13 protein-coding genes are annotated in these 19,444 nt (G+C 73.9%); 5 read left to right on the top strand and 8 right to left on the bottom strand.

The genetic code is table 11. The annotated features are described in order from the left end of the window. Positions 1-11 precede the first annotated feature (11 nt). The 5 genes from AR3_RS15530 to AR3_RS15510 all read left to right on the top strand — a co-directional run bounded on the left by AR3_RS15530 (position 12) and on the right by AR3_RS15510 (position 7,765). Entirely contained in the window at positions 12-1,178 is a 1,167-nt protein-coding gene (locus tag AR3_RS15530; RefSeq protein WP_067914839.1) for an ATP-grasp domain-containing protein, read from the top strand. Next, complete coding sequence (locus AR3_RS15525; RefSeq protein WP_067914837.1) at positions 1,175-2,782, top strand: IucA/IucC family protein; 1,608 nt, start codon at positions 1,175-1,177, stop codon at positions 2,780-2,782. Before AR3_RS15530 ends, AR3_RS15525 begins: the two co-directional genes overlap by 4 nt. Continuing rightward, positions 2,773-4,437 (top strand): IucA/IucC family protein, encoded by a 1,665-nt coding sequence (locus AR3_RS15520; protein ID WP_067914835.1) that lies wholly within the window; start codon positions 2,773-2,775, stop codon positions 4,435-4,437. The genes AR3_RS15525 and AR3_RS15520 overlap by 10 nt, the downstream gene beginning before the upstream one ends. A gap of 32 nt (positions 4,438-4,469) precedes the next feature. Then, on the top strand, positions 4,470-5,642 hold the full coding sequence (locus tag AR3_RS15515; RefSeq protein WP_227022969.1) for a type III PLP-dependent enzyme domain-containing protein: 1,173 nt from the start codon (positions 4,470-4,472) through the stop codon (positions 5,640-5,642). A gap of 485 nt (positions 5,643-6,127) precedes the next feature. Further along, positions 6,128-7,765, top strand: coding sequence for an AMP-binding protein (locus tag AR3_RS15510; RefSeq protein WP_227022968.1), 1,638 nt, complete (start codon positions 6,128-6,130; stop codon positions 7,763-7,765). Positions 7,766-7,805: 40 nt separating this feature from the next. Here the strand turns inward: AR3_RS15510 and AR3_RS15505 are convergent, their stop codons facing one another. The 8 genes from AR3_RS15505 to AR3_RS15470 all read right to left on the bottom strand — a co-directional run bounded on the left by AR3_RS15505 (position 7,806) and on the right by AR3_RS15470 (position 19,290). Further along, positions 7,806-8,135 carry a hypothetical protein gene (locus AR3_RS15505; RefSeq protein ID WP_227022967.1) on the bottom strand — a complete coding sequence of 110 codons (330 nt, stop codon included), beginning with the start codon at positions 8,133-8,135 and terminating at the stop codon, positions 7,806-7,808. Positions 8,136-8,196: 61 nt separating this feature from the next. Continuing rightward, complete coding sequence (locus AR3_RS15500) at positions 8,197-8,979, bottom strand: class I SAM-dependent methyltransferase (protein ID WP_067914833.1); 783 nt, start codon at positions 8,977-8,979, stop codon at positions 8,197-8,199. A gap of 187 nt (positions 8,980-9,166) precedes the next feature. After that, on the bottom strand, positions 9,167-12,592 hold the full coding sequence (locus tag AR3_RS15495) for an ATP-dependent helicase (RefSeq protein ID WP_067914866.1): 3,426 nt from the start codon (positions 12,590-12,592) through the stop codon (positions 9,167-9,169). A 34-nt stretch (positions 12,593-12,626) separates the two neighbouring features. Then, on the bottom strand, positions 12,627-15,812 hold the full coding sequence (locus AR3_RS15490) for an ATP-dependent helicase (RefSeq protein WP_067914832.1): 3,186 nt from the start codon (positions 15,810-15,812) through the stop codon (positions 12,627-12,629). 109 nt (positions 15,813-15,921) lie between these two features. Further along, positions 15,922-16,614: a PucR family transcriptional regulator ligand-binding domain-containing protein gene (locus AR3_RS29710; protein ID WP_174545451.1), complete on the bottom strand. Its 693-nt coding sequence runs from the start codon at positions 16,612-16,614 to the stop codon at positions 15,922-15,924. Positions 16,615-16,709: 95 nt separating this feature from the next. Further along, complete coding sequence (locus tag AR3_RS15480) at positions 16,710-17,063, bottom strand: MGMT family protein (RefSeq protein ID WP_067914830.1); 354 nt, start codon at positions 17,061-17,063, stop codon at positions 16,710-16,712. An 87-nt stretch (positions 17,064-17,150) separates the two neighbouring features. Next, positions 17,151-18,440 (bottom strand): S8 family serine peptidase, encoded by a 1,290-nt coding sequence (locus AR3_RS15475; RefSeq protein WP_083951556.1) that lies wholly within the window; start codon positions 18,438-18,440, stop codon positions 17,151-17,153. A 25-nt stretch (positions 18,441-18,465) separates the two neighbouring features. Further along, entirely contained in the window at positions 18,466-19,290 is an 825-nt protein-coding gene (locus AR3_RS15470; protein WP_227022966.1) for a hypothetical protein, read from the bottom strand. Positions 19,291-19,444: the final 154 nt, after the last annotated feature.

Below are 19,444 nucleotides of genomic sequence, written 5' to 3'. Positions count from 1 at the left end.
AAAGGGGCGCCGTGGCCGCCTCGCTGTACCTCGTCGCCGGCAAGGCGACCGACTCGGTCACCCACGGGTTCCTGCCCGCGGCCGTCCGCCTGGCGGAAGCCCGCGGTCTGGACGTCGTGCTGCTCACCGACCGTCCCGCCCAGCACGCGTACGCCCACCCGGTGCCGGTCGTGGAGTGCGACGTCACGGACTATCGGAGCATCGTCGCGTGCGTGGCCGCCCTGGACGGGGAACCGCGCGCGATCTTCTCCAACAGCGACTTCCTGCAGGCCCCCACCGCCCTGGCCGCCGCCTACTTCGACCTTCCCGCCAAGGACTGGCGCGCGGCCACCCGGGCGAAGAACAAGGCGCTCATGCGCCGTCACCTGGCCGATCTGGACCCTGTCTTCTCCGCGGACGCCGACCGCGTCCCGGCCGACGCCCCCTACCCCCTCGTGCTCAAACCCCGGGAAGGCGTGGCCAGCGAAGACGTCTTCTTGGTGCAGGACCCCGATGAGCTGGCGGCCCGTCGCGCCCAGATCCGGGCGCGCCGCTCCGACTCCTTGGTGGTCGAGGAATATCTGCCAGGACGGCTGCACACCTTGGAGACGCTCGGCGACGGCCGTGAAACGCGGGTGCTGGGCTCGTTCCGCACACGGCTGTCGCCGCCCCCGCACTTCATCGAGGAACGCCTGGAGTGGGCCCCGCCGCCTCCAGAGACCGACCAGGTCCTCGCGCAACTGGACGCCCTGGGCGTGGGTTTCGGGATGTGCCACACCGAGTTCGTCGTGCACGAGGGCCGCGCCCGGCTGATCGAGGTGAATTACCGGCTCATCGGCGACCACTGCGACTTCCTGTTGGCGGACCTGCTGGGCGTCCCCCTGCACGAAACGATCCTGCGGGTGCACCTGGGCGAGCCCCTGCCGCCCATCGAGAAGCCGGCGGGCGGCCATGCGGTAGCGGACGTCGTCATCGCCGACCGGGGCGGCACGCTGGCGGCGGCTCCCGGCGCCGTCGAACTGACCGACGGCCCGGTACGACTGGCCTACCTGCCGCAGCGGTCCGTGGGCGAGACGTTCGAACTGACCCGCACCAACCGCGACTACCTGGGCACGATCCGCGCCATCGGACCGGCCCGGGCCGACGTCGAAGCCGCCATAGCCCGCTTCCGCGCAGCGCACACGTGGACCATCACATGACCGCACCGAATCCGGACGCGTGCGAGCGCGCACTGGCATGCCGCGTACTGGACGCGCTACTGCGCGAGAACTACGGGAACCTGCGCCGTTTCGTAGACCCCGACAAGCGCACTCTGGCGTCGCCGGACTTGCCGCCCATACGGCTGCGCCCCCACCGCTTCCTGTACGACTTCGCCGTGGAACCCGGGCAGGACCTGGGACTGGACGACGTCCTCCGGCTGGCCCGCCACGTGGCGGACCCCCGCGACGACATCGCGTCGTTCGAGCGCGAATGCCGTGACGCGCTCGCCACTATGCGGCTGCACAAGCGCGTGCACCCGGAAATGCTCGCCCGATTGGACAGAATCCCCGGGGAGCGCCGCCGGGGCCCAGGCACGTATTACGACACGCTCGCCGCATACAACGACCACCCTGTCTATCCCACCGGCTTGGCGCGCACCGGCCTGACCGAACAGGACCAACGGGCCCACGCCCCTGAATTCGCCCCGTCCTTCCCGCTGCGCTGGGCGGCGGTCCCACGCGAACAGGTCACGACGACGGGCGTGAAGCCCGCATGGTGGCCTTCCCCCGAAGACGTCGGTTTGGCCCCGGCGATGGCGACCACGCACGAACTCTTCCCGGTGCATCCCCTATCGGCGCGGCACGTCCTCAATCACGATGACGTCATGCTCGCCCCCGATGCCCGGGTAGAGGTCGTCCCCACGCTGTCGATGCGCACGGTTGCCGTCGCCCCGCTCACGCATCTGAAGATGCCGCTGCCGACAAGCACCCTGGGCCTGCGCAATCGACGCACCATCGTGCCGAGGACACTGCCGGACGGGGCACTGGTCGAACGCATACTGCGCCTCGTCCTGGACCGCGAGCCCGGCATGCCCGTCCTGCTCGCCGACGAGCAGACGTTCGGGCACGCCGACTCCCCCATGCTCGGCTACCTCGTGCGCCGGTTCCCAGAAGTCACGGCACACGCCCACGTCGTGCCGGTCGCGGCCCTTCTGGCCAAGGCCCCGGACGGCACGCACGTGATCGAGCAGTGGGACGTACCGGCGTTGTTCGGCGCCTACCTGGACGTGCTGCTGCGCTGGAACGTCACCTTGTTCCGCTACGGCATCGCCCTGGAGGCGCACCAGCAGAACGTGTCCTTGGTCCTCACCGGCGACGAGACACCGTCCCTGCTGCTCAAGGACAACGACGGGACGCTCATCGACCCCGACCGGCTCGCGGGCGCCCTCGGCCCTGCCGCCGACGCGGCCGCCGGGTTCGCCGACCCGCGGATGACCACGCGCGACCCCGAGGCGTTGGCGCGCGTCTTCGTCACGATCACCCTGCACCTGTGCGCCGCGGCCCTCGCCTTCGGACTGGCCGAACGGGGACTGCTGCCGCTGCGGACGGGCCTGGCGATGATCCGGGACCGCTTGGACGCCGCGCTGGGCCCGGAGGACGCGTTCCTGCGCTCCCGCACGCTGGACGCCGACCGGCTGCCCACCAAGGCGATGGTCACCGCGGGGACGCTCGTGGACAAGGCCCGTACAGGGGCCGCCGATATCAACAAGCACTACGGCCCGCCCGGGCCCAACTACCTCCGGGACATCGAACCGTGCTCTTGACGCGAACGACGACGTTCACCGCCGACGACGTCACGGCGACCGCCCTGCTCAACTGCCTGGTGCGCGAGGTCTGCGCACCCGAGCAGCAGGTGTGGCAGGACGACGCGCATCTCGTCGTCCGGCTTCCCCGCGTCGGGGTCGTCCTGCGCGCGCGCCTCGCGCGCCCCTCGGCCGGCCCCTCATACCGCCTCGTCCCCCCGTACGAGGAGCGGCGCGACGACGAATGGCTCGCCGCCCCCTGGGACCGGCTCAGCGACCTCGTCGCCGGTGAACTGGAACTCGCCACCGGTGAAGCCAACCCCGAATTCGCCGCCCAGGTCGCCGACAGCCACGCCGCCCTGACCGCGATCCTGCGGGCGCGAGGCGACTCCCCCTCCGGTGCACTCCCCTCACCCGCCGTCCACCGGTATGTGGAGTCCGAGCAATCCCTCATCGCGGGGCATCGCTTCCATCCCTCCCCCAAGGCCCGCCAGGGGGCGCCTGAGCAATGGCTCCCGTACGCCCCCGAGGCGCGCGCCCGCTTCCGGCCCCACTGGCTCGCCGTCAGGCAGGAACTCGTCGCCGAAGAAGGAGACACGGACGCCTTCTCCGCACTCGAGGCCCTCGGCCCGGCTGTTCCCCCCGGTTACCGGGCGCTCCCGGCGCACCCTTGGCAGCTGTCTCTGCTCGCCGACCGCCCCCTGCTCCGCCGCGCCCTCTCCGAGGGCCTCGTCCACGACCTCGGCCCCTGCGGGCCTGAGGCCGCACCGACGTCCTCCGTCCGCACCGTGTACGTCCCGGACGCCGACCTGTTCTGCAAATTCAGCCTGGACGTGCGCATCACCAACTGCGTCCGCAAGAACTCCTGGTACGAACTGGCCGGCGCCGTCGTCCTGGACCGCCTGCTCCGCCCCGTCTTCACGACGCTCGGCGCCCGGTTCGACGACTGCGTCCTGCTCGCCGAGCCCGCCTACCGCACCGCGGCGCTGGCCGACCGCGCCCTCTACGAGGGGCTGGGCGTCATCCTCCGTCGGGGCATACGCGACCTGCCCGGCACCCCGCTGCTGGCAGGGGCGCTGGCCGACCCGTACGGAACGCTGCTGCCCGGGCTCCCCGCGATGGCCACCCCCGACGGCGCCCTCGCCTGGTGGCGGGCCTACGTGCAACGGGTGGCGCCTCCCGTACTGCACGCCTACGTGGAACACGGCGTCGTCCTGGAACCCCACCTGCAGAACGTGCTCATCGCCGTCGACGACGACGGCATGCCCCTGCGCGCGGTGTTCCGCGACCTGGAGGGCACCAAGCTGGTGGCGGGACGGGCCCTCGCCGACGAACTGGCGGATCTGCCGCCGCGCGTCCGCCAATCCCTCATCTACGACCCCGGACGCGGCTGGAACCGCGTCGTCTACTGCCTCTTCGTCAACCACCTGGCCGAGACGGCCGCCGCCGTCGCCGACCTGCATCCCGACCTGGACGCCGAGCTGTGGACGACCGCACGCGCGGTCCTGTCCGCCCTCGACATCGCGCACCGGCCCGAGCTGAGAGCGCTGCTCGCGGGCGTCCCGCTCCCCGCCAAGGCGAACCTGCGGGCCCGCTGGGCGCGTATCGCTGATCGAGGCGCCGGATACGTAACGGCCCCCAACCCCCTGGCCCCACCGGCGCCTCTCGGGCCATGAGCGGGATGGCCAGACGTGCTGACATCCCGCTCATGGAAGCTCGAAAGGACCGCCGGATGAAGATGCCGCCGCACGTGCTGTCGTACGTCCGCCGTCTCGGTCGCCTTCCCGCCTACGTCTACGACCTGCCCGGGCTGCGCGCGCACGCCGAAGCCATCCGGAACGCCCTGAGAGCGCCGTCGGCGGCCGGAGGGCCGGAGCTCTACTACGCGGCCAAGGCCAACGCGGACGCGCCCATCCTGCGCGTCCTGGACCCGTTCGTGGACGGCATCGAGATCTCGTCGGGGGGCGAGCTCGTCCACGTGCGGCGGACGCTGCCGCACGCGCGGCTGGCGTTCGGCGGCCCCGGCAAGACGGACCAGGAGCTGCGCTTGGCGCTCGACCTGAACGTCGACCGCATCCACGTGGAGAGCCCTCACGAACTGCACCGCATCGCCGCCTTGGACCGGCCGGCCGGCATCCTGCTGCGCGCCAACCTGCCGTTCGCGACGTCCGGCGCCGCCCTATCGATGAGCGGGCCCTTCGGCATGGACGAGGACGCCTTGGAGACGTGCGCCAAACTGGTCTCCGAGCGGCCCTGGCTGCGGCTGCACGGAATCCACGCGCATCTGGCCTCCGGGCTGCACGCCCCCGCCATGCTCGATCTGGCGTCACGCATCCTGGACTGGGCGCTCCCCTGGCTGCGCGACAGATGCGGTATCACCGAACCCGAGGTCAACGTCGGAGGCGGCATGGCCGTGGACTACACCGCCCCCGACACGCTCTTCGACTGGCGCTCCTATGCCGAGGGCCTGGCGTCCTTGACTCCGCCCGGTGTCCGGCTGCGCATCGAACCGGGCCGCGCCGTCACCGCCTACCACGGCTGGTACGTCACCGACGTGCTGGACGTGAAGAACACGAGAGGCGATACGTACGTCGTCCTGCGCGGCGGCACGCATCACCTGCGGACACCCGTCACCAAGGGCCACGACCAGCCGTTCGTCGCGCTGTCCGCCACCGGGGCCGCCGCGGACCCGACGCAGCGGGCGACGCTGGTGGGCCAGCTGTGCACGCCGAAGGACGTTTTCGCGCGAGACGTGCCCGTCCCGCCATTGGAGCCAGGGGACGTGGTGGCATTCGCCATGGCCGGCGCGTACGCGTGGAACATCTCCCACCACGATTTCCTCATGCACCCGAAACCCGACTTCCACTACATCGACGACTGACGCACCCCGGATCTTCAGTTAGGTCGGCGATCGCCGTCCCCGCCCATTCGCGCGACCAATGCCGCGCAGGACACCGCCCAGTCCGCGACCCGCCGCTCGCTGGAGCGTCGCGGTTCAACCGTGGCCTCGAGGGCCACCGCCGCACACGGACCACGAGATGTCCGTGGTCCGAGCGCGCGCAACGTCGGCCTCGGTTCCGACCGCGGCGCAGCATCCGGCCGCTCTGCCGCGGCCTTGACGGCGGTCTGTATGGCGCAAACCCCGCGATGACCGCGCGAGCCGTCGGCATGACTTCTCACCGGGGCTTTGCCGAGCGCTGACCATGCTCGCAGTCGCGAAAGATCGTGCCGAATGTCATAGGCATGCCCAGTCGAACGGCTGCATGCGGCTTGGCCCACATATTCGTCCATTGGTGGGTATGTCACTGAGCGGTCACGTGCGGGCCCGGTGGCGCGGACCGCCGGGGTGTCAGGAGGAGAGCGGCTGTGGTGCTCGACCGGGTGCGGACGGCGGCAGGGCTTGGCGCGCGGGCGGTGCAGGCGGTGCGGGACGTCGGGCTGCTGCACCCCATCCGGCCCGACCGGGCGGTGCGGCTGGTGTTCGCGTACGCACGGTATGGGCCGACGCCGGCGACGCTCGGGGCGATGGCGGCGCTGCGGTTCCCCGACCGGACGGCGCTGTACGACGAGCACGGCGCCCTGACGTATGCGGAATTGGAGCGGCAAGCGGCGGCGGTCGCCACCGCGCTGCGCGAGCGCATCGGCCCGACCGCCGTGGCGGCGGTCGCTGGAGACGAAGCGGACACGCGGATCGGCGTGCTGTGCCGCAACCATCGCGGCTTCGTCATAGCGATGCTCGCGGCCTCGCGGCTGGGCCGTGACGTGGTGCTGTTCAACACGGACTTCTCCGCGGCCCAACTCGGGGACGTCACCGAGCGGGAGGGCGTCGGGCTGCTGCTGCACGACCAGGAGTTCGACGAGGTGGTCGAGCAGTCATCCTTCCGCGGTCGGCGGGTGCACACGTGGACCGACCATGCCGGCGACCCGCTCGTGCCGACGATCGAAGAGCTGGCGGACACGGAGCCCAACGCGTTCACGCCGGAGCGGACCAGCCGTGTCATCGTGCTGACGTCCGGTACCACCGGCACGCCCAAGGGCGCCCGGCATGACGTCTCCGTCGCCGCGCTGGTCCCGGTGGCGCTGAGCCACCTGATGCGGGTCCCGATGCGGTCGGGGGCTCCGATCCTGGTCGCGCCGCCGCTGTTCCACGTGCTCGGGTTCGCGTACTCCCTGGTCGCTCTGGGCTTGGGCATGCCGCTGGTGCTGCTGCGCCGTTTCGACGCCGGGAAGGCGCTGGACGCCATCGACGCCCACCGGGTGGAGGCGCTGGTCGCGGTTCCGATCATGCTGCGGCGGATCCTGGACGCCGCCGGCAGCCGGCCGCTGCCGGATTCGCTGCGGGTGGTGGTGTCCGGAGGGTCGGCGCTGCATCCGCACCTGTCGGAGACGTTCATGGACGTCTTCGGGGACATCCTGCACAACGTGTACGGGGCCACCGAGACGGGGTGGGCGACGATCGCGACCCCGCGGGATCTGCGGGAGGCGCCCGGCACGGTGGGCAGGCCGACCTTCCGGCTCACCGTCAAGATCTTGGACGAGGACGGGCGCGAGCTGCCCGCCGGGGAGATCGGGGAGATCTACACCGGCGGCGGGCTGCGGTTCGCCGGGTACACGGGCGGCGGGGGCAAGCGGGTGCACCACGGCCTGGCGGGCAGCGGCGACCTGGGGCACTTCGACGACGCGGGGCGGCTGTTCGTCGACGGCCGCGCCGACGACATGATCGTGTCGGGCGGGGAGAACGTCTTCCCCGGGGAGGTGGAGAACCTGCTCGGCGATCACCCCGACGTGGCCGAGGTCGCGGTCGTCGGTGTGGAGGACGCCGACTTCGGGCAGCGGCTGGCCGCCTACGTGGTGCGCAAGCCGGGCGCGTCGATCGACGAAGAGGACGTCAAGCGCTACGTCAAGGAGCACCTCGCCCGCTACAAGGTGCCCCGCGACGTGCACTTCGTCGACAAGCTGCCGCGGACGAGCAGCGGAAAGGTGAAGGCGGGCGCTCTGCCCTGACCTCCCCTGACCGCCGACGCGGCCGAAAAGAGCGCGGGCGTCAGGCGGCGCCGGCGCGCTCCTTGGCGGCCATGCAGATGCGGGCCAGGTCGTTGAGGGCCTCGGCGCGGCGTTCGTCCAGGCTGCGGCCGTCGCCCGCGTGCGCCTCCGCCAGGGTGTCGATGACCAGGGAGAACACGGGCCATTCGGCCGGGCTGATGGCGCCTTCGAAGTCGACGTCGCCCTCGGCGAGGTCGTCGAGGTCGATGTGCCGGGCGAAGGTCGCCAGGGCGGCCTCGGCGGCCGCCACACCGATGCGCATGGCCAACGCGGCGGGCTCGCGCTCCGGACGCCGTGCGGGGGAAGAGGCCAGAGCACTGGTAGAACTCATGTTCGACAACATAGACCACAGAAGTCACAGCCGTCGAACGTTTGCTCGAAAATCCCCGGCCTCAGGGTGCGCAGGCGTGCACGAGCAGGTTGGTGTGGGTGAAGCACAGCTCCCCGTCGACCATGCGGGGCCGCATGCCGGTCGGGGGACCGCCCGCCAGCTCGGCCTCCAGCTCCTTGCGGATGCCGATGGCGATGTCCTCCGGCGTCTGCGACAGCCGCAGCCAGGGCTCGAGCGGCCGGACGTGGTCGAAGGTCTCGGTCCGCTTGACCTCGGCGCCCGCCGCCTCCAGAAGCTCGATGACGCGCGCCCGGGTGAGCAGGGCGTTGTGGGACGGGTCGCGCAGCCGCTCGAAGCGGTCGGGGTCGGCGGCGGCCGCGTCGTCCGGCCGGATGATGTCGTGGACGAACAGCGCCCCGCCCGGACGGCTCACCCGGACCATCTCGCGCACCACGGCCCCGGGATCGGCGACCTGGTGCAGCGCGAAGCGGCAGAGGACGACCGTGAACGACCGGGACAGGTAGGGCAGGTCGGCGGCGTCGCCCCGGGCGAAGGTCACGTTGGTGACGCCCTCGCGGTCGGCCTCGCGCTTGCCCTGTTCCAGCATGGCGGGCGTGAGGTCCAGGGCGGTCACGTGCCGGACGCGGCGGGCGATCGCGCGCGCCACCAGGCCGGTGCCCGCGGCGACCTCCAGGACCACGTCCTCCAGGTCCAGTTCGGGTTCCATGAAGTCGGTCAGGCGCGCCAGATGGCGCGTCAGGGCCTCGTTCAGGCGGACGTCGCCGAACGCGGCCGCCTGCTTGGTGAACTCCCGGACCACCGTCTCGCCGTGCGTCGTCGCCAAACCTCTGCCTCCGCTCGTCACCTGCTCCTGCCGCGCCGCCGGGCGCCCGTTGCGAGGCGCGCCCCGGGCCCGCCACTGCGGGTCACGGGCGTGCACAGCATGTAATACCCGTTCTGCGGGACATATCCGTCCTGGACGCTGTTTGTCCGGATCATCCCTGAAATCACGCTCGGTGACCAGAGCGGGATCACCGCGGCGCGGCGGCGACCGGGATCTTCTCCAGGAGGGCGGCCAGGCCGGCGGCGTCGAGCAGGTCGGCCGGGCGGACGGTGAGGTTGTCGGGCACGTAGTGGAAGGCCGCGCTGACCCGCTCGACCGGGACGCCCGCGAGCTCGGCCCAGGCCAGGCGGTAGGCGGCCAGCTGCACCGCGGCGGCCTCGGCGTCCGCGCCGGACGGGGGGCGGCCGGTCTTCCAGTCGACGACCTCGTAGCCGCCGTCGGCGGAGCGGAACACCGCGTCCATGCGCCCCCGCACCAGCCGGTCGCCGATGACGGTCTCGAACGGCACCTCGATGTCCACCGGCTGGCGGGCGGCCCAGGGCGACTCCTCGAACCGCTCGCGCAGCCGGTCCAGGAACGCGTCGTCGGCGGCGCCCTCGTCGGCGGCGCCGGGCAGCTCGTCGGGGTCGATGAGCCGCTGCTGGCCCCAGCGGCTCTCCAGCCAGGCGTGGAAGGCGGTGCCGCGGCGCGCGTACGGGGCGGGCGGGCGCGGCATGGGGCGGCGGATCTGGCGGGCGAGCGCCTCCGGGTCGCGGGCCAGGGAGACCAGCGCCGACACCGACAGGTGCGCGGGCAGCTCGACCTGCAGGCCGTCGCCGCCGCGGCCGCGGTCGCGTTCGGCGAGCAGCAGCTCCACGTCGCGCGCCCAGGCGGTCATGCGGTGCCGGTCGGCGGGGGTGAGGCCCTCGTTCCCGGCCCAGTGCAGGGTGCGGCCGGTCATGGCGTCCTCCACCATGCGGGCGCCCGCGACGATCGCCTCGTAGCGTTCCCGGGCGGACGCGTCGCCCCGGGCGGCCTGCTCGGCGGGCGAGAGCGGCCAGGGCGCCTCCTCGCGGCGCTCCAGCAGCGGGTTGGCGGCGTCCTCCTCGGGCGGCGGCGTCCAGACGGCGACCGTGCCCGCGCCCGCCACGCACACCTCGCGGATCTCCTCCAGGAACGGGGACGGGCCGAGGGGACGACCGGACGACCCCCACCAGTAGCCGGTGGCGATGAGCAGGTGGGACGCGCGGGTGACCGCGACGTAGGCGAGCCGCCGCTCCTCCCGCAGCTCGCGTTCGGCGCACGCCCGGTCGAACGCCTCCAGGTCGTCCTTCTCCAGGCCGCGCAGCTCGGGCAGGTCGGCGCGGTCGCCGCGCAGCGGGAACGGCAGGACGCGCGGGTTGGCGGTCCATCGGGTGGCGTTCTGCGGCGGGGACGGGAAGACCGAGCCCTTGGCGGGCCCGCCGCCCTTGCGCGGCGCGTAGGACAGGCCGGGGACGATCACCACCGGCCATTCCAGGCCCTTGGACGCGTGCACGGTGAGCAGCTTGACGCTGTCGCTCTCGCCGACGCGGCCCGCCTCCAGGCCGAACTCCTCGGTCTCGGCGGCCTGCAGGTAGGCCAGGAACGCGCCGAGCGTGGGGTCCTCGGCGTCCCCGGCGAACTCGGCGGCGGCGTCGATGAAGGCGTCCAGATCGGCGCGGGCGGTGACCGGGTCCAGGCCGGCGCGGGCGGCGACCTCGATGTCCAGGCCGAGGACCCGCTCCACCTCGGTGACCAGGTCGGGCAGCGGCAGGCCGACCTGGCGGCGCAGGGCCCGCAGCTCGTCGCGCAGGCGCCGCAGCCGCGCGTAGCCCTCCGGCGAGTACTGCTCGGGCGGGCCGAGGTCGTCCAGCGCGTCGACCAGGCCGCCGGTCTCCTGGTTGAGCTCGCTGACCAGCTGCCGGAGCGGATCGTCGTCGGGAGGGGCGGCGCCCTGCCCGCCGGCCCCGTCGGCGGCGGACGCCGCCTCATCGGGGGACGCGCCGTCACCGGGGGGCGCGGCGCCGGCGGGCGGGGTGACGTCCCTCGCCGCCTCCTGGGCCAAGGCGCGGGCGCGGCGGCCGAGCGCGACCAGGTCGCGGGGGCCGAGCCGCCACCGCGGGCCGGTGAGGAGCCGGGCCAGGGACGCTCCCGCCGTGGGGTCGTGCATGACGCGCAGCGTCGCCACCACGTCCTGCACCTCCGGGACGGTGAGCAGGCCGCCCAGACCGACGACCTCCACCGGGATGCCCCGGCTCTCCAGCGCCTTGCGGATCAGCGGGAACTGGGAGCGCTTGCGGGCCAGCACGGCGATGTCGGAGCAGCGCAGCGGCTCGTCGCCGTCCCAGGCCCCGCCGTCCGGCGCGATCGCCGGATCGCCGGCGAGGAGCCGGGCCACGCGGGCGGCGATCCGCTCGGCCTCCTCCTCCACCGTCTCGAACAGCGCGCACTCGACGCGGCCGCGCTTCTCCCGCCCCGGCCCCGGCACCAGCCGCGGCACCGCCGACGTCTCGGCGCGCAGCTCGTCCTGCACGCGCGCCGCCGCCTCCAGGATGCGCTCGCCGTTGCGGAAGCTGCGGCTGAGCTGCACGACCGGCGCGGGCACGGGCCGCTCCCCCGGCCGCCGCGCGGGGCGCAGCGGGAAGTCGTGCGCGAACCGCAGCAGGTTGCCCGCGGACGCGCCGCGCCACCCGTAGATCGACTGGCACGGGTCGCCCACGGCGGTGACCGGATGCCCGCCGCCGAACAGGGAGCGGAGCAGGACGAGCTGGGCGTGGCTGGTGTCCTGGTACTCGTCCAGCAGCACGACCGCGAAGCGGGACCGTTCGATCATCCCGACCTCGGGGTGCTTGTGGGCGATGCGGGCGGCCAGCGCCATCTGGTCGCCGTGGTCGATGACCTCGCGGTCGGCCTTGGCCCGCGCGTACGCCTCGACCAGCGGCAGCAGCTGCTCGCGCACGGCCTGCTTGGCGAGGATGTCGCGCTGCGCCTTGAGCGGCTTGCGCAGCGCCGCGAAGCGCTCCTCCAGCCAGGCCCCGACCTTGCGCACGTCGTCGGGGGTGCGCAGGTGCTCGGCCAGGTCGCCGGCCAGGTCCATGACGGCCTTGGTCACGGTGTCCGGCGACCATTCGATCTTGTCCATGGGGCCGTCGTAGGCGTCGACGACGCGCGAGCAGATCTGCCAGGCCACCGCGGGCGAGATCAGCCGCATGGCGGGCTCGAGGGCCTCGCGCAGCGCGTGGTCGCCGAACAGCCGCGCGGCGTAGGAGTGGTAGGTGGCGACCGTCGGCTCGCCGTCGAACACCGCCTCGCCGCCGAGGCGGGCCAGCTCGCTCGCGGGCAGCGCCTCGCGCAGCCGGTCGAGCCGTTTGCGGACGCGGGCGGCCAGCTCGGCGGCGGCCTTGCGGGTGAACGTCAGCCCCAGCACCCGCTCGGGCCGGACGAACCCGTTGGCGACCAGCCACACCACCCGGGCCGCCATGGTCTCGCTCTTGCCCGACCCGGCGCCGGCGATCACCGCCATCGGCGCCAGCGGCGCCTCGATCACCCGGGCCTGCTCGTCGGTCGGCTCCGGGATCTCCAGCAGCCGGGCGAGCTCGCCAGGTGTGATCAACGGCACCCCCCACGGCCGGTCGCGTAGCCGATCGTCACGGCCCCACCTGCCCGCCCTCCTCGTGCACCGGGCAGCAGGACCGTACCGGGCAGGTCCGACACTTGTCGTTGGCGCGGGCCTGGAACACGTCGCTGGCCATCCCGGCGGCGACCAGGTCGACCAGCTTCTTCGGCCAGTCGGGCTCGGGGTCCTCGGTGGGCGGGGGCTGCGTCTGCTCGCGCGCGCGGGCGGCGAAGGCGGCCTTGCCGACCTGGACGAGCTTGGCGCCGCCCGGCTCGATCAGGCCGTGCCGCTCGAACGCGCCGAGCATCACCGCGTATTGGTAGACGCCGAGCTGCGGGTGCCGCGCCAGCTCCTCCTTGGGGACGGCGGTGGACGAGGTCTTGATGTCGATGATCACGGCCCGGCCCTGGGCGTCCCGCTCGGCCCGGTCGACGCGGCCCTTGATGACCACGCGGCCCAGGTCGACCTTGAACGACTCCTCCAGCGCGACGACCTCGTTGGGGTTCTCCCGGTGCCAGGCCAGGAACTTGTCGACCATGGCGGCGGCCTGCGCGCGCTGCTTGTCGGAGTACCAGGCGCTGCGGAAGTCCAGCTCGTTCCAGATCTCGTCGAGCCGCTTGGCGACGTCGACCTCGGTGATCCCGTCGTCGGCCCCGGCCATCTCGGCGACCGCGTGGATGACCTTGCCCATGGTGCTGAACTCGCCGGGCCCGCCCTCCTGGGCGCCCACCGCCGAGGCCAGCAGCCAGCGCAGGCCGCAGGTGGTGAACGTCTCCACCTGCGACGGCGACACGGTGATCTGCTCGTCGTCGCCGAACGCCGGCCCCGGGTCGGACAGCGCGGTGATCGCGTACCACTGGTCGGGGCGGGCCCCGCGCACCCCGGCGCGCGCCAGCCGGGCCAGGTGCGCGGCGGCGGCGCGGCGCAGCGGGAGGGGGCGGGTCGGGTCGGTCACCACCGAGCGCAGGTCGGCGACCAGCGCGGGCAGCGACAGCCAGCGGGTCTTCTCGTCGAGCTGGGCCTGCTCGGCGGCGCCCGGCGACAGCTCGTTGAGGAACCGCGACGGGCGCTCCTCGGTGTCGTCGCCGCCGACCGCCGTGACGACGAGGCGGCGGCGGGCCCGGGTGACCGCGACGTAGAACAGGCGGCGCTCCTCGTCCAGCATCTTGGCGGCCATGGACGCGCCCGCGGCCTGCTCGCCGGGCACCTCGCCGCCCGCGGCCTGCTCGACCAGCTCCTCCACGCCCAGCAGGGAGCCGCGCAGGCGCAGGTCCGGCCACACGCCCTCCTGCACCCCGGCGACGACGACCACGTCCCACTCCAGGCCCTTGGAGCGGTGCGCGGTCAGCACCCGCACCGCCTCGCCGTGCGGGGCCTGCTCGGCGAGCGTGTCCCCGGCGATCTCCTGGGACGCGATCGAGTCGACGAACAGCTCCGGACCGGCCTGCGGCATGCGGTCGACGAACCGGGCGGCGTGGTCGAACAGCGCGACGACGGCGTCCAGGTCGCGGTCGGCGGCCGCGCCCTTGGGGCCGCCCTTGGCGCTCTGCTCCAGCAGCTCGTCGGCCAGGCCGCTCTCCCGCCACACCGCCCACAGCACGTCCTCGGCGCTGCCGCCCTCGCGGGCGGTGTCGCGGGCCACCCGGATCAGGTGCGCGACGCGTTCGGCCGGGGCGCGCACCTTCTCGTGGACGGGGATCAGCTCGCGCGGGTCGGTCACGGCCGCGACCAGCAGCTCGTTCAGCGGACGCTGCCCGCCCGACAGGTCCTCCAGGTCGCGCAGCGCGCGCTTGAGGCGGCGCAGGGCGAGGGCGTCGGCGCGTCCCAGGGGGCCGGTGAGCAGCTCCTCGACGACGAGCTCGTCCAGGAACCCGCGCTTGAGGGCGGCGCGCAGCAGCAGCAGGATCGGCCGGACGGCGGGCTCGGCGATCAGCGGCACCTCGTCGCCCGCCACCACGACCGGCACCCCGGCCTGGGCGAGCGCGCGCCGCAGCACCGGCACCTGGCGGACGGCGCTGCGCACCAGCACCGCCATCCGCGACCACGGCACCCCGTCGAGCAGGTGGGCGCGGCGCAGCTCGTCGGCGACCAGGGCCGCCTCCTGGCTCTCGCTGTCGGCGATGACGACGCGCACCTCGTCGGCCGGTCCGTCGTCGCCCCGGGCGTCCTGCGCGGGCACCAGGTCGCGGTGCTCGGCGGCCAGCGGACCGGCGGGCAGGCGCCGCGCGATCCGGCGCGACGCGGCCAGGATCTCCGGGCCCATGCGGCGGCAGCGGCGCAGCGCGACGACCGGGGCCGGCTCGCCGGTGACCGTGGGGAACCGGGTCGGGAACTGCAGGATGTTGCGCACGTCCGCGCCGCGGAACCCGTAGATGGACTGGTCGGGGTCGCCCACGACGACCAGGTCGCGCCCGTCCCCGGCGAGCTGCCGCAGCAGGTGCTCCTGGGCGGGGTCGGTGTCCTGGTACTCGTCGACGAACACCGCGTCGTAGGCGTCGCGCTCGCGGACGCGCACGTCCTCGTCGGCCAGCAGCGCCGCCGCGACCTGGATCAGCTCGGCGTAGTCGTAGGTCGGCACCGGGTCGACGGCGAACCGGTCGGCGTAGCGCCGCATGAACCGGCCGATCGCCGTCCAGTCGTCGCGCCCCCGGGTCCGGCCGAGCGCGATCAGGTCCTCGGGGCCGTAGCCGCGTTCGGCGGCGCGCAGGCAGAAGTCGCGCAGCTCCTCGGCGAACCCGCGGGTGGCCAGCGCGGGGCGCAGCCGCTCCGGCCAGTCGCGCGCGCCGTCCGCCAGCTCGCCCTCCAGCAGCCGCCGCACCTCCAGCAGCTGCTCGGGTCCCGACAGCAGGCGCGGCGCCGGCTCGTCGTTCGCGACGGCGTCGCGGCGCAGCAGCGCGTAGGCGTAGCTGTGGAAGGTCAGCGCCAGCGGCGTGCGCGTGGTGCGGTGCAGCCGTCCGGCGATGCGCTCGCGCAGCTCCTCGGCGGCCTTGCGGCTGAACGTGAGCACCAGCACCCGCTCGGGGTCGACGCCGCGGTTCTCGATGCGGTCGACGACCGCCTCCACGAGGGTGGTCGTCTTGCCGGTGCCCGGACCGGCCAGCACCAGCAGCGGCCCGCCCGCGTGCTCGACCACCCGGCGCTGCCGCTCGTCGAGCACGGGCGGGACGGCGCGCGTGGGACTGGCGCGCCGGACGAGGCGGTAGGACGCTGACGGCACAACAGACGATTCCAGCAGATCATCGGGGCGGGTCTGACCAGAATCGCCGTTCGAACGGTTGCGTGTCCGGTGTGAAACGGGTGAAACGCCGGGATCCGCGACCCGATGGTCACTCGGCGCGCAGGGCCAGCAGCAGATCGACGCGGTCGTCCAGGGACGACAGGTCGCGGCCGGTGAGCTCCTCGATGCGGCCGATGCGGTAGCGCAGCGTGTTGACGTGCAGGTTCAGGCGGCGCGCGCAGACCGTCCACGACCCCGAGCAGGCGAGGAACGCCTCGAGCGTGGCGAGCAGCTCGCTGCCGTGGCGGCGGTCGTAGCGGATCAGCTCGCCGAGCACGCGGCGGCGGAACTCGCGGCGGGCGTCGGCGGGCAGCCGCTCCAGCAGGGCGGCGTGCGTGGCGGGGGCGTCCCCGAGGGCGCCCGCTTCGGCGTCCAGGCGCCGCACGACGATCGCCATCAGCCGCGACAGGGGCGTCTCGCGGGGCACGGCCACCAGCGGCAGGCCGTAGCGGTCGCAGGCGGCCACCAGGTCGTCGGGGACGGGGAGGACGGCCTCGCCCGCGCCCAGCGCGGCGACCTGCTTGGCGGCCAGCGCGGCCACGAAGGGCGCCGAGTCGTAGGGGCCGCGCCGCCACATCAGCCCGGTGAGGACGAGCTCGCCGCCGTCCAGGTAGCGGCTGGGGTCGGGCAGGTCGGTCACGAAGACCTGCCGCACGGGGCGGTCCAGCCGGTCAAGGCAGGCCAGCGGGCGCAGCCGCAGTTCCGGATCCTCGAGCAGCTCGGCGACCCTCACACCGCACATGCTACGAACCGGACGTTTCGCGACAACGCCCCAAAATGGGCACGTCCGTGTTACGGACGTGTCAGGGCGGCGCTTCCGGGCGTTCGGTCCCCATGTCAGTCCCGCGCGCCGGAGTGCCCGCGTCCGTCCCAGCGGGCCCGGCGCATGTCGACCCGGCGGCCGTCCGGGCGCAGCGGCGTGCCTTCGACGCGGTACTCCTCCAGCGCGCGCACCTCGTGGCCGGGCGGCGGGCTGCCGTCGGCGCGGATCACCCGCCACCAGGGCACGGCGCCTCCGTACAGGGCCATGACGCGGCCGACCTGCCGGGGACCGCCCGCGCCCAGCATTTCGGCGACGTCCCCGTACGCCAGGACTCGGCCGGGCGGTATGCGCTCCACCACGTCCAGCACCGCCTCGGCGTAGTCGTCCAGCGGGTCGGGCGCCGCGTCGGACGTCTCAGAGGAGGTCAAGGGCGACTCCGTCCTTCCTGGGGTCGGACACAGCCAAGTGTGCACTGCGTCCGTCGTTCGTGCGCCGACGCCTCGGGCACGGTCGTCTCAGCTCTCCCAGCCTTCGGACGACGTCTCCCAGCCTCCGGACGACGTCTCCCAGCCTTCGGACGACGTGGCCTGAGGGCCGGGTCGCTGCTGCCTGGGATGGCGGCGGGCCAGGGCCACCGCGATCCCGACCGCGATCACCGCGCCGGCCACGCCCAGCACCGCGATGACCAGGATGAGCGGACGCACCCAGGCGGGGCGGTCGATCACCGCCACCGGGCCGGGCTCGTCGCCGCCGAACCGCTGCCACGGCGGCTGGCCGACCGTGCGGCGCGGCGCCACCAGCGCGTCCGCGGCGCGCACCGCGCGGGCCGCGTGGACCTCGCCGAACCCCACCTCGGGGTCGTAGGTGGCGGGCGGGCCGTAGCGGGTGCTGTTCAGCAGCGCCTGCGTGACCAGCGCCGGGGGCAGCCGGGGATGGCGGCTGCGCACCAGGGCCGCGACGCCCGCGACCAGCGCGCTGGAGTCGCTGGTGCCGTCGGTGACGTAGTAGTCGCCGCCCGGCGCCGCCACGGGCACGCCCGTGCCCGGCGCCGACAGCAGCACCGAGTAGTTGCGGTTGGAGAACGCGGCGCGCCGGTGGCCCGGCTTGGTCGCGGCCACCGCGATGACGCCGGGGTAGGCGGCCGGGTAGGAGTACGGGGCGAATCCGTCCCGGTCCAGCAGCCGCTTCTTGTCCCCGTCGTTGCCGACGGCCGACACCACCACGACGCCCTTGGCGATGGCGTACCCGATGGCCTCCCGCTCCGCCGGGTTCTCGTCCCGCTTGCCGAGCGACAGGTTGATCACGTCGGCGCCGTGGTCGGCGGCGTAGCGGACGGCGCGCGCCACCGCGTCCTCGGCCTCCTCCGACGCGCGGTAGCGGGCGTAGCTGGGGTCCTCCCGCTCGCCGATCGCGCGGATCGCCAGGATGCGCGCCTCGGGCGCGACGCCGATCACGCCGTGCCGGCGGCCCGGGCCGTGCCCGCGCCCGGCGATCAGCGAGGCCATGCCGGTGCCGTGCAGCCGGGCGGGCCGGGCGCCGCGGTCCACCTCGGCCAGCATGTTGGGGCCGGTGACGACCGCCCCGGCGAGGTCCTGCTGGTTCGGGTCCACGCCCGAGTCGACGACGGCGACGGTCACCCCGCGGCCGCGCGTCACCTTCCAGGCCTCCTCCAGCCCCAGCGTCTCGATCACCGGCCGCTGCCGGTCGCGGATCTCGTCCGCGTGCGCGACGCCCGGCGCCAGCGCCGGGCCCGCGCCCACCGCCGCGGCGAGCACGGCGGCCGCGGTTCGCCGAAAGAACGTCATCGGTGCAGGGGTCCCGTCGGCGGCCTCAGCACCGCCACTCGCGCGACGAGCAGTCGGGCAGGGCCTGGGTGGACAGTGCCTTGGCGATGTGGCGGCCGAGCTGGGGGGCGAGCGCGAACGGCGCGCCGGGACGGTCCTTGGCGACCGCGGCCGCGGGGCGGCCGTCGGCGTGCCCGGACGTGGTGAGCACGACGTAGGGGCCGCCGCGGTCGCTGCTGCGGTCCTGGCGGGCGCCGTCGGTGAACCGGGCGGCGGCCGTGCCGGGGAACGCGGCGGCGCGCAGCGCCGGCCGCACTCCGCGGGAACGGTCCGGCAGCGGCGCGGGCAGCTCGCGCAGCGCCCGGTCGGCGCGCCAGGCGTCGTCGAAGGCGACCACGCCGACCGTCACCACCACGCCCTCGAGCTGGTCGGCGTAGGTGGCGCGCAGCACGGCCCGGCAGCCGTGGCGGCGCAGGACCGCGGCGATCTCCTCGTCCACCGCCGTGTCGCACTCGGTCGCCGAGGAGATGCCCTGCCGGGACGCGAACTCGCTGCGTCCGGCGCGCACGCGGTACGGCAGCCGCTCGGGGAAGATCCGCTGCGCGGGCCACGCCTGCCACCGGCGGGCGACCTCGGCGCCGGCCGCGCGCTGCAGCTCGGCGTTGGTCGGCGGGCGGTTCAGCGTGGTCCAGGCGCCGACGAGCGCGACGGCGGTCGCCGCCAGATAGCAGCCGGCCACGACCACGGCGACGACCATCCATTGGCGGCCGTGCAGGCCCAGTACCGTCGGCCGCCCCGGTGCTTCACTCTGCGCGGCCGCCGGCGGGCTCGGCTGGGCGGGCGGCCGGTCAACGGGAGGCAGGAACGCCACAAACGCACAGATTAACCCTGCTTTGCCGCGCTCTGCCCGGACGTTACCGGGGCCGCGCCCTGACGCACGACCGTGAGCAGGGAAAAGGGCCTCTCACCCGAGAGGCCCTTTCTCCCCCACTACAAGGCTTTCGCGTGCGATGCACGCCTGATCG

It is taken from the genome of Actinomadura rubrobrunea NBRC 15275, from assembly GCF_001552235.1.
GTDB classification, from domain to species: domain Bacteria; phylum Actinomycetota; class Actinomycetes; order Streptosporangiales; family Streptosporangiaceae; genus Spirillospora; species Spirillospora viridilutea.
The sequence above is the reverse complement of the archived record's forward strand: the minus strand, read 5'-3'. Positions and strand labels throughout refer to the sequence as shown.